17 protein-coding genes and 1 pseudogene are annotated in these 13,516 nt (G+C 29.1%); 8 read left to right on the forward strand and 10 right to left on the reverse strand.

The features are described 5' to 3' along the window. Positions 1 to 629: hypothetical protein (locus AVANS14531_RS06340; RefSeq protein WP_336611737.1), on the forward strand; the 629-nt coding region annotated here is incomplete at its 5' end. 110 nt (positions 630 to 739) lie between these two features. Here AVANS14531_RS06340 and AVANS14531_RS06345 read toward each other — a convergent pair. From AVANS14531_RS06345 to AVANS14531_RS06355, 3 genes are read right to left on the reverse strand one after another with little or no spacing between them, the layout of a single operon-like run. Then, positions 740 to 1,216: a hypothetical protein gene (locus AVANS14531_RS06345; protein WP_336611738.1), complete on the reverse strand. Its 477-nt coding sequence runs from the start codon at positions 1,214 to 1,216 to the stop codon at positions 740 to 742. Next, positions 1,213 to 1,647, reverse strand: coding sequence for a cyclophilin-like fold protein (locus AVANS14531_RS06350; protein ID WP_336611739.1), 435 nt, complete (start codon positions 1,645 to 1,647; stop codon positions 1,213 to 1,215). Before AVANS14531_RS06350 ends, AVANS14531_RS06345 begins: the two co-directional genes overlap by 4 nt. Further along, positions 1,613 to 2,776, reverse strand: coding sequence for an iron-containing alcohol dehydrogenase (locus AVANS14531_RS06355; RefSeq protein WP_336611740.1), 1,164 nt, complete (start codon positions 2,774 to 2,776; stop codon positions 1,613 to 1,615). Before AVANS14531_RS06355 ends, AVANS14531_RS06350 begins: the two co-directional genes overlap by 35 nt. A 109-nt stretch (positions 2,777 to 2,885) precedes the next feature. Here AVANS14531_RS06355 and AVANS14531_RS06360 point away from each other — a divergent pair, with 109 nt between their 5' ends. The 7 genes and pseudogenes from AVANS14531_RS06360 (at position 2,886) to AVANS14531_RS06390 (ending at position 9,075) form a co-directional block, all read left to right on the forward strand. Beyond that, entirely contained in the window at positions 2,886 to 3,752 is an 867-nt protein-coding gene (locus AVANS14531_RS06360; RefSeq protein ID WP_336611741.1) for a LysR family transcriptional regulator, read from the forward strand. Between the two features lie 15 nt (positions 3,753 to 3,767). After that, positions 3,768 to 3,932, forward strand: a complete 165-nt coding sequence (locus AVANS14531_RS06365; RefSeq protein WP_336611742.1) for a hypothetical protein — start codon at positions 3,768 to 3,770, stop codon at positions 3,930 to 3,932. 4 nt (positions 3,933 to 3,936) lie between these two features. Continuing rightward, positions 3,937 to 4,131, forward strand: a complete 195-nt coding sequence (locus AVANS14531_RS06370) for a GNAT family N-acetyltransferase (protein ID WP_336611743.1) — start codon at positions 3,937 to 3,939, stop codon at positions 4,129 to 4,131. A 324-nt stretch (positions 4,132 to 4,455) separates the two neighbouring features. Further along, positions 4,456 to 5,661: pseudogene (locus AVANS14531_RS06375) on the forward strand (DNA cytosine methyltransferase); the annotation flags it as partial. Between the two features lie 18 nt (positions 5,662 to 5,679). Beyond that, a complete protein-coding gene (locus tag AVANS14531_RS06380; RefSeq protein ID WP_442862405.1) occupies positions 5,680 to 6,411 on the forward strand; it encodes a hypothetical protein in 732 nt (243 codons plus the stop codon). Then, the gene (locus AVANS14531_RS06385; RefSeq protein WP_336611744.1) at positions 6,408 to 7,826 is read left to right on the forward strand and encodes an McrB family protein; all 1,419 of its coding nucleotides are present in this window, start codon (positions 6,408 to 6,410) and stop codon (positions 7,824 to 7,826) included. The genes AVANS14531_RS06380 and AVANS14531_RS06385 overlap by 4 nt, the downstream gene beginning before the upstream one ends. After that, the gene (locus AVANS14531_RS06390) at positions 7,813 to 9,075 is read left to right on the forward strand and encodes an LlaJI family restriction endonuclease (RefSeq protein WP_336611745.1); all 1,263 of its coding nucleotides are present in this window, start codon (positions 7,813 to 7,815) and stop codon (positions 9,073 to 9,075) included. The genes AVANS14531_RS06385 and AVANS14531_RS06390 overlap by 14 nt, the downstream gene beginning before the upstream one ends. 91 nt (positions 9,076 to 9,166) lie before the next feature. On the opposite strand, the gene AVANS14531_RS06395 is transcribed toward AVANS14531_RS06390, so the two are convergent. From AVANS14531_RS06395 to fliL, 7 genes are all read right to left on the reverse strand, one after another. After that, on the reverse strand, positions 9,167 to 9,487 hold the full coding sequence (locus AVANS14531_RS06395; RefSeq protein ID WP_336611746.1) for a TfoX/Sxy family protein: 321 nt from the start codon (positions 9,485 to 9,487) through the stop codon (positions 9,167 to 9,169). An 8-nt stretch (positions 9,488 to 9,495) separates the two neighbouring features. After that, complete coding sequence (locus AVANS14531_RS06400) at positions 9,496 to 9,882, reverse strand: VOC family protein (protein ID WP_336611747.1); 387 nt, start codon at positions 9,880 to 9,882, stop codon at positions 9,496 to 9,498. A gap of 80 nt (positions 9,883 to 9,962) precedes the next feature. Then, positions 9,963 to 10,796 carry a CheR family methyltransferase gene (locus AVANS14531_RS06405; RefSeq protein ID WP_239818175.1) on the reverse strand — a complete coding sequence of 278 codons (834 nt, stop codon included), beginning with the start codon at positions 10,794 to 10,796 and terminating at the stop codon, positions 9,963 to 9,965. Positions 10,797 to 10,798: 2 nt separating this feature from the next. Continuing rightward, complete coding sequence (locus AVANS14531_RS06410) at positions 10,799 to 11,353, reverse strand: CheB methylesterase domain-containing protein (protein WP_239818176.1); 555 nt, start codon at positions 11,351 to 11,353, stop codon at positions 10,799 to 10,801. Continuing rightward, complete coding sequence (locus AVANS14531_RS06415; protein ID WP_336611748.1) at positions 11,341 to 12,615, reverse strand: MFS transporter; 1,275 nt, start codon at positions 12,613 to 12,615, stop codon at positions 11,341 to 11,343. The genes AVANS14531_RS06410 and AVANS14531_RS06415 overlap by 13 nt, the downstream gene beginning before the upstream one ends. Position 12,616: 1 nt before the next feature. Beyond that, on the reverse strand, positions 12,617 to 12,967 hold the full coding sequence (gene acpS / locus AVANS14531_RS06420) for a holo-ACP synthase (protein ID WP_336611749.1): 351 nt from the start codon (positions 12,965 to 12,967) through the stop codon (positions 12,617 to 12,619). Next, positions 12,967 to 13,482 (reverse strand): flagellar basal body-associated protein FliL, encoded by a 516-nt coding sequence (gene fliL / locus AVANS14531_RS06425; protein WP_239818179.1) that lies wholly within the window; start codon positions 13,480 to 13,482, stop codon positions 12,967 to 12,969. Before fliL ends, acpS begins: the two co-directional genes overlap by 1 nt. Positions 13,483 to 13,516: the final 34 nt, after the last annotated feature.

Raw genomic sequence — 13,516 nt, forward strand, 5'->3', positions numbered from 1 at the left:
TACCTTCATATAACGATACACACAATGATGGACAAGCTCATAGCATAACAATTGATGAGAATATATACTATCAATTCAATAATCTAAGTCCATTAGAAAAAATAAATGGCTATGATACAGAGCATGCTCCAGCTATAAAAGGAAGTGCAACTCCTGGAATGGATGTTTTAGTTTATCTAATTAACGACACCACAGGAGAAAAAGTTTATACTCAATTTAAAGTTCCACAAAGCGGTGAGTTTGATATATCACTTGGTGGAGAAGCTGGTAATTCATATCACTATGAAATTTATGAAAGTGTTGAATGCAAGCCAGTAGGAGAGCCAGCTGTAAGCCACTCATTTAATGTAGTAAAACAAAATAGCTTTATAGAATTTGATAAGGGTATTTTAAGTGCTGATGAAGGTCTTAATATTCCTGAGATTAAAAATGAAGCTAATAAAAATGCAGAAAATGAAGTTAAAGTTGATGATATCCTAGATACACAAAAAGATATCTTTAATGAAACAATCAGCCAAGCTGGTAAAGTGCAAGAAGGTTATATTAATATTAGCCTAAGCGCATACGATGTAGCTTCTAAAGAGCTTACACAAATTGATGAATTTAACAAAATTAATCATCACTCTTAATTAACTTAGGGTCTAGCAATAGACTCTAAACTTAAAATTATTAAAATCAATTTCCGAATTCAAATTCTTTTATCTTTTTGATACATTTTGCAGGCACTCCTGCTACCACGCTAAACTCTTCTACATCTTTTGTTACAACCGAACCAGCAGCTATTATAGAGCCTTTGCCTACTTTTACGCCTTGAAGTATGGTTGCATTTCCACACATCATCTTCTATCACTACGCTTTTTAGTATCATATTTGCACGATTTTTGGGCTCTTGCTCGTGATTTATGGTAGCAATCACAACATTATGACCTATTAAGACATTATTTCCTATAAATATCCCGCCTTGGTCTTGAAATTTACACCCGCTATTTATGAAAACATTTTTGCCTATTGTGATATTTTTGCCACAATCTGTATAAAAAGGCGGAAACAACACAAAGCTTTCATCTACATTCTTGCAAATAAGCTTAGAAAAAAGCTTGTTTAGCTCCTTTGGTTCGTGATATTTTGAGTTGATTTTAGCTATGATTTTTAGTGCGGTTTGTGCTTGTTCGTGCATTAGTTTATGCTCACTTGAGTTTGCTTGAATGTATTTCATTTATCTTCCTTTACATAAAACCTTGCGTTTATTTCGCCTTTTCCTAAAAGCTTTTTAAGTTCATCTTCGCTTATATTGATAATCTTGCCAAGCTTAGTAAAGCTCCATGAATTATCATCATAATAAATCACCAAATAATTAGCATTATATAAAATCACATCAAGTGCTTTAGCCTTAAAAAACTTATCGTTTGTGGGAAGTTTCTGACTAAGCTTTCCCACCTTTTCAAACCCACCATAATCACTCATGATTATTTTTTCATCGCCACTTTTTACCAAATCATAAAAAGCCCTTGCAGATGAGTTTTGCTCAAGCTTGATTTTTAGCTCCACATCATTTATCTTTACATAAACAAAACCACTAAACATAAACCAAATTCCTATCAAAACCACACTTCTACAAGCTGTTTTTAAGCACAAAAGCAATCTCATTTGCATCTAATTCCTTATATCCACCATTTAAAATAAAGGTATTTTTCACCACTTCATCTATCAAACTCTCATCTAAAATACCCTTTAAGTTTATACTAAGTCCTAGCTCACACATCCACTCACGCATAGCTTTTAGCCCATTTAAAGCGACCTTTAAATCATCTTCATCATCGCTTACGCCCCAGACATTTATGGCAAATCTTTTAAACTTTGAAACATTATAAGGCAATATATATTCATAATAAGCAAGGCTTATAGCACTTAGGCTTTCTCCATGCGTTGCGTTTGTTACGCCGCCTATTGCTTGACCTATCATATGCACCATCCAATCCCCGCTTTTAGCACAATGAATTAAAGTATTTAGTGCTAAAGTGCTAGCCCATGCTATGTTGCTTCTTGCTTCATAATCATTTGGATTTTTGATAGCTTTTTTGCTAGCAACGATGATTGAACGCATAAGCCCTTCAGCTACATAATCACTCACATTATCAAAATCATCAGAAAAATACTGCTCGCAAATATGATTAAACGCATCATAAATTCCATTTACCATTTGGTATTTACTAAGGGTTAGCGTATATTTTGGATTGATGATTGAAAACTTTGGAAAAACTCTTCTATCTTGAAAAACTTTGCCTATTTTTTGATGAGTTTGCTCGTTTGTAATAACGCTTCCACCATTCATCTCAGAGCCAGTCCCACACATAGTAAGCACACAGCCAAGCGGCACTACATCGCATTTTGGCTCAGATTGATTTATAAAATACTCTTGCCAAAAATCCCCATCATAATTTATACTAGCAGCCAAAGCCTTAGAATAATCACACACCGAGCCACCACCTAAAGCAAGTATAAAATCAGCCTTAAAAGCCCTAGCTATCTTTACTCCCTCTTCAAGCTTTTTTAAAGTTGGATTTGGCATAACATTATCAATATAAGCTATGTTTTTATCTAGTTTTTTTAAAACTTCATTTACTTCATCAAAAATGCCGTTTTTAACTACCGAGCCACAGCCATAAACTAAAACCACATTTTTACCATAGTTTGCAAGCTCTAAAGATAAATTTGCCTTTACTTCATCGCCAAAATATATTTTGGTAGGGTTATGAAATATAAAATTATTTATCATTTTTTTCTCCTTTAAAATGCTTTTGTGATTTTACTTTTAATTTTTAGAAATAGCAAATACTTATAAAGTATAATTAGTTATAAAAATAATTTATATCTAAGGGTTTTTTATGGATATTAAAGTGCTTAAATATTTCGTTGAATCTGCTAGAAAAAACAGCATTAGCAAAGCTGCAAATGAGCTAAACCTAACCCAGCCAACGCTTTCAAGACAGCTAAAGGATCTGGAATTTGAATTAGGATATAAGCTTTTTGTAAGGACAAATTATAATATCGTGCTTACAAAAGAAGGCGAGATTTTATACAAAAGAGCTTGTGATATTTTGGATTTGTTTGATAAGACCAAAAAAGAGTTTGAGAGCCTAAAAGCCTTTAATGGTGGCGATGTTTATATAGGATGTGCTGAAACAATAGGCATTAGCAAGATAGCAAAAGTAGCTAAAAAACTACAAAAACACAATATAAAATTTCATCTTTTTAGTGGAAATTATGAAAGCGTTTTAGAAAAATTAAACAATTCTTTGATTGATTTTGCTGTGATAATTCAAGATTTTAATGTAGATGATTTTAGTTTTGTAGATTTAAAACATAGCGATGATTGGGGGATTTTGGCAAAAAAGAGCTCAAAGCTTTCAAAGTGTGATTTTATAGAGGCTTGGGATTTATTTAATATACCGCTAATTATCTCAAGGCAAGGCTTTACGCAAGAATTACCAGATATTTTAAGACAAAACAAAGATAGGTTAAATGTGGTAGCGACTTATGATTTGCTTTTTAATGCGGCTATGTTTGTAAAGCAGGGTTTAGGCTATGCTTTGTGTATAAATAATCTAATTAATGATGAGCAAATGTGTTTTATACCGCTAAAACCAAAGGTTAGCTCAAATCTAAAACTAATTTATAAAAACGATAAATTATCAAAACCCGCAACAATTTTTTTAAACGAACTTAAAAAATCACTAAAATATAGCAAGTAAGATAAGAAGTATAAAATGAATATTGTTAAGATAAATGACAAAAATGATTTGCTTACAAAACAACTTGTAAAAATCTGGGAAAATTCAGTAAAATCAACTCATGATTTTTGTAACAAAAAGAAATTAAAAACATTAAAACATATGTCCTACAAGCGTTGTGTGAAGTGGAACATTTGCTAGTGATATGATAGGTAAAGGATATGGCAAAAAATTGCTTGATTATGGGATTAGGCATTATTTTATAAATGAATCATGCGTAAATGAGCAAAACCCTTTAGCAAGGGCTTTTTATGAGCATATGGGTTTTGTAATTTATAAAAGAAGTGATTTAAATGAACAAGGAAATCCTTATCCTTTATTGTATATGAAAAGGGCTTAAGGTTTTAACTTTTGTAAATTTCGTTTGTTTGTATTTAGACAAAATAAGTGAAATTTAGATTTTAAATTTTGATTTTGAGTTATTTTGCAAGTAGGTCTGCAAGAATTAAAATATAAAATCCTAAGTGTTTTTATGTTAAGAATTTAAAAGCAAAAAATGGGCTAGATATTTAAATCCTACAGTTAAACATTACTCACTATCCATCTATCTTAAGAATAAGCGATAAGAGTTTTTTAGATATAATTTTCGTTTGTTTATAAAATTTAAGTAGTAATTGATACAATAAATGGTTTAGATATAACTTTTATGGTGTATTGTAGTAATATGGATAAAAAATTAAATGTGATAGATTTATTTTCAGGATGTGGTGGTTTTTCAGAAGGGTTTTTAAAAACAAATCATTTTTTATTTTTAGCCCATGTTGAATGGGAATTGCCAATGGTGCAAACATTGAGAAATAATTTAGTAAAAAGACATAAATATTCTGAAAAACATGCTCTAGAAACTGTTATTCATTTTGATATACAAAAAACTGAAGAACTGATTCATGGAGATTGGTCTAGTGATTTGCTTGATTTTTATGGGAAAACTAACTCTAGCAAAGTTATACAAAAAGGGCTAAATGGTATCTTAGGCGATAAAAAAGTTGATATTATTATCGGTGGTCCTCCTTGTCAAGCATACTCATTAGTAGGAAGAGCTCAAGATAAAAATTCTATGAAAGGTGATTATAGGAATTACCTTTTTGAAAGTTTTGTAAAAATTGTTGATTACTATAAACCAAAGTGTTTTGTTTTTGAAAATGTCCCTGGTATGTTAAGTGCTAAACCAAAAGGTGAGTTAATAATTTATGAAATAATTTCTGCTTTTGAAAAAATAGGATATAAAATTAGGGATTTAGATGGTTTAAAAAAATCTATATTTAACCCTCATGATTTTGGTGTTGCACAAGATAGAAAAAGGGTTATTATTTTTGGCGTATTGCAAGAACATTCTAACAAGATTGATAAATTTTATGAATTATTAGAAACTTATAAAAGTAATGATAAAAAAAATGTTATAGATGTTATTAAAAATCTACCAAAATTTAAACCATTAAAAAAAAGCTATAAACAAGGTAATAAAAATATTTCTCATGAGTTGGTAGGCAAAAAATATATTAATCTGCATAATGCTAGGTACCATAACCAACGAGATATTGAGATATTTAAAGAATGGCTAAAAAATGATATGAACAGTTTTAGCACAGATGAAAAAATACAATTTTATTATGAAAAGACAGGTAAAAAAACTAAACATATTAAATATAGAAACTTATATTGGGACAAGCCGTCACCTACTATTGTTTCACATTTGCAAAAAGATGGTTTGATGTTTATTCACCCTGATATAAACCAATTAAGATCTATTACTGTTTTAGAGGCTGCGTTATTGCAAGATTTTCCTATTGATTATCCTTTTAGCGGCTCTGAGTCTTATTGTTTTAAAATGATAGGAAATGCTGTACCTGTTAATTTATCTAAAAACATTGCTCAAGCTGTTTATGATGTGTTTTATAAAAAACCTATTAAAAATATTTTAATAGCTTGTGAAGAAAGTCAAACAGTATGTAAAGAGTTTAGAAAACTTGGCTTTAATGCTTTTAGTTGTGATATTCAAGAAAGCAGTGGCGGACATCCAGAATGGCATTTTAAAGAAGATATTTTTAAAATTATTGAAAATAAGGGTGGGGTATTAGAAAATGGAAAAACGCATTATATAGATGGAGAGTGGGATTTGATGATAGCTCACCCACCTTGTACTTATTTGGCTGTTAGTGGTGCTAGATGGTATTATCACCCAGATGATAAAGATTTACCATTAGAAGAAAGAAGACCACATCCAAAGTATCCAAATAGAGCAAAAGATAGAAAAGACGCTATTGAGTTTTTTTTAAAATTAGCAAATGCTAACATTAAACATATAGCTGTAGAAAACCCAATAGGTATTATGAGTAGTGAATATAAAAAACCTAGCCAAATAGTTCATCCGTATTTTTTTGGAGATAAGGCATCTAAGGCTACTTGTTTATGGCTTAAAAATTTATCTTTACTAGAGCCAACAAATATGGTTGAAAAGGGTGAATTTATAGAATTAAGCAGTGGAAAAAAGATAGCTAAATGGTATTCCGATGCTTTTACTAAGGCAAAAAGTGAAGATGAAAGAAGAAGGCTTAGAAGCAAGACTTTTCAAGGTATGGCAGAGGCTATGGCAAAACAATGGAGTAAGGATATTGAATGAATATATATTTAAGAAGAATGTTTAAACATGATCAAACTTCAGAAATAAGTGTTATAAGTAATGTTTGTAATAATTTTTTTAACAATAAAAAAGAATTTTATATAAAAGGAAAATATAGTGGATACAAAGCTGAAGTTGAGATAAACACTAAAAATGGTAGAGATCCTAGATTTGGCAAAGAATTTAAACAATTGGTTAGATTAGAATATGAAAGACATGGAAAGAAAGATATAGAAATAGGTGATATTATAGTAATTTATAAAAAAGCAAAAGATGATTATTTATTAGAAGTCATTATTAAAGATTCTCGTGAATATGAAGTGTTAAATACATTTTTTATAGATGGAAAACAACCTGATAGGCATGCTTTGATAGTAACCGATGAAATTGATCAACTACATGATAGCAAACCAATATCAAAACCACACCAAAGAATATTTTTTGGAGCACCAGGAACTGGAAAAAGCTATCTTTTAAATAAAGAAGCTGGGGAATATTTTGGTGATAATTACGAAAGAGTTACATTTCATCCAAATTATTTTTATAGCCATTTTGTAGGTTCTTATAAGCCTTTTCCTAAGATTTTAAAGCTAGAAGATGGAAGTATAAAAAAAGATGAAGATGGCAATATTCAAGAAAGCATAACCTATAAATACATAGAAGGTATCTTGCTAAGAGTACTTTTAAAGGCATTTAAAAACCCAAGTAAAAATTATCTTTTAATTATAGAAGAGATCAATAGAGCTGATGTGGCGGCTGTATTTGGAGATATGTTTCAGTTATTAGATAGAAATGAAAAAGGTTGCAGCGAATACTCAGTAGCAACCTCTAAAGAAATGCAAGAGTTTTTAAAACTTGAGCTTGATGGGTGTTCTGATGATATTAAAATACAATTTGGCGATGAATATGAAAAAATATCATTCCCTAATAATTTTTATATTTGGGCTACTATGAATAGTGCTGATCAAGGTGTAATGCCACTAGATACTGCATTTAAGCGTAGATGGAACTTTGAATATATGGATATCAACTCATCGGTTAATGATGAAAAATTTAAAGAATATTGTTTTAAATCAAGAGATGGATATAAGATAAGGTGGGATGATTTTAGAACAGCGCTAAATGAAAAACTTTTAGAATCAGAAATCCCAGAAGATAAGCTTTTAGGACCTTATTTTGTATCAAAATCGGTTTTAGACATGAAAGACATAAATGAACGCACCAAAATCATCAAAGATAAAGTTTTGATGTATTTGTATGAAGATGTTGTAAAAACTTGTAGAGATGATGTGTTTAGCGAATCTAAGTCTTATTCCATAGTGTGTAATAAATTTAATGAGAGTGTTTTAGAACTTTTTAAACTAAATAGAAAAATAACAGAAGAGCCTATTAAAGCTGATAATGAAGATAATTAATTTACAAGAGTTAAAAAGGTACTCATTTGATGATTTGCTTAGTTTGTTCGGTGTATCAAAAGACAAGCTAAGCGAAATTATTAAAAATCTTTTAGCTTTAGGTGTGGTCAAGTTGGTTGTACAAAATCAACTGCAACAATCTAGCCATAAAAATATATATGCATTTACTTATGTGGGTGTTGTTATGGTGGATAATATATGTTTTGCTGTGTATCCAAAATATTTGCAAAATTATCAAAATGACAATAATCGTAGCATATTAAAAACGCTTATAAAAGTTATTAAAAAATATGAGCATAAAAAACATATTCAAAATTTAGGTAGCTTTGATGAATGTTTTAACTTCAATTTACTTTCTTTTGCGATTAGTTTTATTAAAGATTATGCGACATATGGTTTATATGAGCACAAAAAACAATTTTTTGATCTAAATGGGGATAATGAAATTCATTGGGATAAAACTATGAGTGATACATCGGTGTATTTTTCTAATAATGCTCCTATTTATTTGGATACTTTTAGTATCAATAAAAAAATTAATGAAAGAAATTATTTTACAAGACTGCATGCTGCTATGTTGAGTGAAATTTGCGATAAGCTAGGCGATATTTTGACCTTAGTAGGGTTAAAACATATAAGACTTAGTGATGAAAAGCTTAGTTGCTTTGGTGATACAAACTATATTGTTAAGCAAATTGAACGAGAATTATCTAGACAGTTTGTAACTTATAGGCAAAATACCTTAAAGATGATGAAAAAATATTTATCAAATAGTGATTATGGTATGGGTGGGGAATTTATTTCGTTTGTTGGAACTTCTAGTTTTCATATGGTGTGGGAGGATATTTGTAAAGTGTATTTTGGTGGTAATAAAAAACCAATTGAGCAAAAACCAAAATGGTATATAAATGGAATAGTGTGTGAAAAAGACACTTTAGAGCCCGATATTATTATTGAAAATAAAGATGAAAATACTATAGAAATATATGATGCTAAATATTATGATATAAAGTTTGATGGTAAAACAGTATATCAAAACCCTGGCGTAGGAGATGTGATAAAGCAGTTTTGCTATCAGCTATCTTATGAGAAAACATATAAAGTCATTAAAAATATTTTTGTGTTTCCAAGCGATACTGAAAATAACCAAAATGAAGGCTTTGTGGAGTTTGAGATATTTGAAGGTAAAAAAATACATCTTTTATACCTTTATGACCAAGAAGCATTTGAAAGATATTTAAAATCATAAACAAACGAAATTAATATTTTGAATTATTTAAAAATATGAAAATAAATTCCATAAATTTCGCTTGTTTGGAGTGTGGAATTTATTTTCGTATTTAAGCTTTTTTAGGCTTTTTCTTAGGATTTGGTAGTTCATCATACATTGCTAAAACTATTGTATTTAAAAGCTCGCTATCTTCTTTATCAAACAAAACCATTTTAGTTTTTGCCCCATCGTAGGGTAAAACTAGCGTTGGCTCTTTTATATGATTTAGCACTGATTTTGTGGGTTTTAAAAGTAATTGATTATCAAAAATCCCACCTATGATTTTATCTTTAAAATACAAAGTATATTCGCCAAACATATATTTATAACTTATATCTAACTCTTTAAAAAGCTCCAAAACATACTCCAAATACTCTTTACTACTTGCCATGTAGCCTCCTATTTGTCAAGCTTTTGTGCGATTACACACACATAGCCATCAAAATCTTGCACTACAAATTCTTTTGTGCCGTAAAATGTCTCATAAGTATCTTTTATGATTTTTGCATTTATTTCTTTCATAGCTTTGTAATTTTTATCTAAATCATCAGTTTGCATAAAAAGGGTCAAAGTCGCTTTTAACTCGCCATTAGCAAGGAACGCAAACTCTTCTTTAGCGCTATTTATATCTTGTAGCATTATTTCAGCACCACAGCTTTTCATAGAAGCCCACACCAAGCTGTTTTCATCTTCTATCTTTTGCTCTACGCAAAATCCAAGCCTTTCATAAAATGAAATTGATTTATTTACACTCGTTACAAACAAATTCGGACTTAATTTTTTCATCTTTACTCCTTATAATTTTGTGTATTAAAAGCATTAAATATTTTAATAATTTTTAAAGAATTTGAATTAGGAATTTAATCCTAATTTTTTACATAATAAGTGCAGGTATTTGCATAGATTTTTTTAAGTTCGTGATGATTTGGAACCAAATCAGCATGTCCTGCAAAGAACATTCCGCCTTCATTTAGATTTTTAACAAAATTATCAACTAAACGATATTTATATTCTTCGTTAAAATAAATCATCATATTTCTTGAAAGTATCACATCAAATTTACCTAATTCTAAAAATTTCTTATCAAATACATTCACAACTTCAAATTTAGCATTGGTAAAATATTGACCTTTTAATACATATTCTTCACCTTCTTGCGTGAAGTATTTTTTAATCAAATTATCATTTAGATTATATAAAGAGCGTTTTGAATAAGTTCTTGCTCTTGCTTTTTGAATAATTTCTGCGTTAATATCTATTCCTAATATTGAAATATTATTAATTCCTGCTTCATTTGCTAGCATTAGTATTGAATATACTTCTTCTCCACTTGAGCTTGGAGCACACAAAATCCTTCTTTTGCTAGGTTCTGCTCTTAGAATATAGATTAATTCATTAAGTTGTTTTAATTCTCTATAAAAATAAGTTTCGCATACGGTGATTAAATCAAATAATTCTTGTCTAATAGGTAGATTTAAATCCATTTTGTTAGTTAGGTCTTTAAAATTATCTAAGCCATTGTTTATACAAAATTTTATTAATTTCGGTCTTATTGTTGTTTTTTTAACTTCTAAATCTATTCCACAAACTTGCCTAATCTTTAATAAAAGCATATCAAAATCATAATTATCGTCTTTAAAATCAATTGCCTTTTGTTGGTTATTTTCAATTTCTTTTTTATTTGATAAAAAACTAAACATGATTACCTACCTTTAATAAATGTTACTATTTCTTTTTTTATGTCTTCTATGTCTAGTTGCTTAAGGCTATTATTAAGCTCATAAGCTCTTTTTGGCATACCATAAACTATACAAGATTTCTCGCTTTCTCCTATACATTTAGCACCTTTTTTGTATAGCTCATAAAGTCCTTTAGCACCATCATCTCCAATACCTGTAAGTAAGATTGCTAATATTTCATAATCTTTAGTAAGTTTTACAGCACTATTAAATAATAAATCCACATTAGGGCAAAACGGAAAAACACCATCATTAAATCCTACTCGTAGATTAAAAAATAATTCAGTGTTATACTGACATACATATATTTTTTTATCATCTAAAAAACAAGTTTGTTCTAAAAGAGCTACTTCTGATACGCATTCTTTGTTTAGTTGATTTGCATAACTAGGCAAAAAATTTGCTTGCATATGCTGAGCTATTACTATTGTTGTGTTTTCTAATTCTAAGTCTTGTATTAAGTATTTTATTTGGCTAGGACCGCCTGTGCTAGCTCCTATTAAAATTAGTTTTCGCATTTAAACTTCCTTATAAAATATTGCCAATAAATAGCACCTATTATAAAACAAGAACCAATTAATATCGTAATATAAAATGTGCTTATTTTGTTATCAAATAGCCAACCTGTTAATAATGTTATAAATAATGAAAAACTCATATAAATCATATCAACATATGCAATTACTCTACCATAATATTCTTTATCGCAGTTATTTTGAATAGCTGTATATGTAAATGACCAAATCGTGCTAGTGAAAAATCCTGCAAAAATTAAACCTATAAAAGATACCCAGAAATTAAATTGAAGCAAAGCCCAAGTAATAATTCCTAAGCCTTGTAAAATGAAAAAATAAAACAATCTTTTATTATTTACAATCTTACTTAAGACCAAAGGACCTATTACAAGTGATAAAGCTCTAATCGCATTACTAAGACCAATTATTAGCCCAGCACTCAAAATCTCTTTAAAAAAATAAACTTTATTTAAATAATCATATCCAGCTAAAAAATTAATAAGTGCATCATAAGCAGTAAATCCTATAAAAGCATGTAATAAGATCAAGTGCATTATTTTTTTGTTATTTAAAATATAAAAAAGCCCTTCTTTAGCCATTTTTGTTATGTTTTTGAAATAAAACTTTTCATTTTTTACTTCAATTTTTATAAAGTTTAATAAACTTATTCCTATTAAAAATAAAAAACAATCAAGCAAAAAAGCATTATAAACGCCAAAATAGTGAATAAACACACCAGCTACTGCCATTCCAGTAGTATAAGATATAGCCCAAACTACTGAAAATAATTCATTTGCTAGCTTTAATCTATCTTTATCAAAAATATGTGGCAGTAAGCTCATTTCGGTTTGAAAATAAAGACTAGCAACAGCAAGTCTTATAAAAATTAGTAAAAATAATATAAATATATAACTAGCATCTTTAATAAAAATTAAGAAAAATACAGAAAATAATTCAATGATAATTGAAAGTAACAAGAGTTTTTTTGATTTAAAAGCATCAATTATTATTCCACTAATAGGTGCCATTAAAATAGTAGGCAAGAACGCAAATACAGCAGAAAACGATATAGCCCATTTTTTCATACTTTCGTGATTTATCTCATAACCAAAAATATGCCAATCAAACTTAGAAAAATCAAACTCAATTAGCATAGTATAAACACCAATTTGTGAAAACCACGCACCAAAATAAGTGATAAATTGCACCAAAATAAGAATTTTAAATGTCTTAGAATATTTTAATAATTCAATATAATTTTTCAAGCTATTTCTCCAGCATAACAACAGCCATTGCAATTCCTGCATCATGACTTATACTAAGATGAGCTGATTTTACTCCAAATTTATTAAAAATTTTTTCACTAAATACAATACTAGGTCTATTTTCTTTATTTTTTAATATTTCTATATCATGAAAAGTGCAGTTTTCGCTAATTCCACAGCCTAAAGCTTTGCTTGCTGCTTCTTTTGCTGCATAATATCCTGCTATGGAATTTGGATTATGATTTAGGGTTTTTATTTCGTTTTCAGTAAGGATTTTTTTTAAAAATCTTTCGTTAGATTTTGCTAGGATTTTCTCAACCCTAGCAATATTTACTACATCGCAGCCAATCATCAAGTAATCACAAAATCAGTAAAATAAATGTTTTTAATAAAGCCATCATTTAAAAATTCATTGATTTTATTGATTATTTCTTCTTTTAATCTTTCTTTACCTTTGCCTGTGCTTATTTCTTCTACGCTTTTTGAACTTAAAGTTTCAATTATTTTATCTTTAATAATAGGAATTTTCTTATCAAGTTCAGGTGTTAGAGTTTCTATATTTTGCTCTAGTTCAATTTTGCACTTTAAATATTTAGTCCCACTATCACTTACTAAATTAACCGTAAAAACATCAAGTGGATAAATAACTCCTACATCAGCTGTAACTTCTCCCTTTTTCTTAGCAGGTTTTTTCTCTACTTGTTCAGTTTTTGTTTCTTCAGCCTTTTCTTCATCGCCACTTCCCATTAGTAAAAATATTACTAATCCACCAACAATTAGTACTACTAATAATAAAACAGTTACTAAAATTAATACTAAGCTAGAACCTTTTGACTTTGGTGCTGCTACTTCTTCGTTTTCTGCCATTTATTAACCTTTTTTGATAAATATTTTAAAAAAT

Source organism: Campylobacter sp. Cr9 (genome assembly GCF_020138295.1).
GTDB lineage: Bacteria > Campylobacterota > Campylobacteria > Campylobacterales > Campylobacteraceae > Campylobacter_E.

Bases quoted from the DNA above. Each gene is read 5' to 3' on its own strand.
- AVANS14531_RS06355 (WP_336611740.1), bottom strand. From the start codon at position 2,776: ATGATAAATAATTTTATATTTCATAACCCTACCAAAATATATTTTGGC.
- AVANS14531_RS06360 (WP_336611741.1), top strand. From the start codon at position 2,886: ATGGATATTAAAGTGCTTAAATATTTCGTTGAATCTGCTAGAAAAAAC.
- AVANS14531_RS06365 (WP_336611742.1), top strand. From the start codon at position 3,768: ATGAATATTGTTAAGATAAATGACAAAAATGATTTGCTTACAAAACAA.
- AVANS14531_RS06350 (WP_336611739.1), bottom strand. From the start codon at position 1,647: ATGAGATTGCTTTTGTGCTTAAAAACAGCTTGTAGAAGTGTGGTTTTG.
- AVANS14531_RS06410 (WP_239818176.1), bottom strand. From the start codon at position 11,353: ATGCGAAAACTAATTTTAATAGGAGCTAGCACAGGCGGTCCTAGCCAA.
- AVANS14531_RS06345 (WP_336611738.1), bottom strand. From the start codon at position 1,216: ATGAAATACATTCAAGCAAACTCAAGTGAGCATAAACTAATGCACGAA.
- AVANS14531_RS06370 (WP_336611743.1), top strand. From the start codon at position 3,937: ATGATAGGTAAAGGATATGGCAAAAAATTGCTTGATTATGGGATTAGG.
- acpS (WP_336611749.1), bottom strand. From the start codon at position 12,967: ATGATTGGCTGCGATGTAGTAAATATTGCTAGGGTTGAGAAAATCCTA.
- AVANS14531_RS06400 (WP_336611747.1), bottom strand. From the start codon at position 9,882: ATGAAAAAATTAAGTCCGAATTTGTTTGTAACGAGTGTAAATAAATCA.
- AVANS14531_RS06385 (WP_336611744.1), top strand. From the start codon at position 6,408: ATGAATATATATTTAAGAAGAATGTTTAAACATGATCAAACTTCAGAA.
- AVANS14531_RS06395 (WP_336611746.1), bottom strand. From the start codon at position 9,487: ATGGCAAGTAGTAAAGAGTATTTGGAGTATGTTTTGGAGCTTTTTAAA.
- fliL (WP_239818179.1), bottom strand. From the start codon at position 13,482: ATGGCAGAAAACGAAGAAGTAGCAGCACCAAAGTCAAAAGGTTCTAGC.
- AVANS14531_RS06405 (WP_239818175.1), bottom strand. From the start codon at position 10,796: ATGTTTAGTTTTTTATCAAATAAAAAAGAAATTGAAAATAACCAACAA.
- AVANS14531_RS06390 (WP_336611745.1), top strand. From the start codon at position 7,813: ATGAAGATAATTAATTTACAAGAGTTAAAAAGGTACTCATTTGATGAT.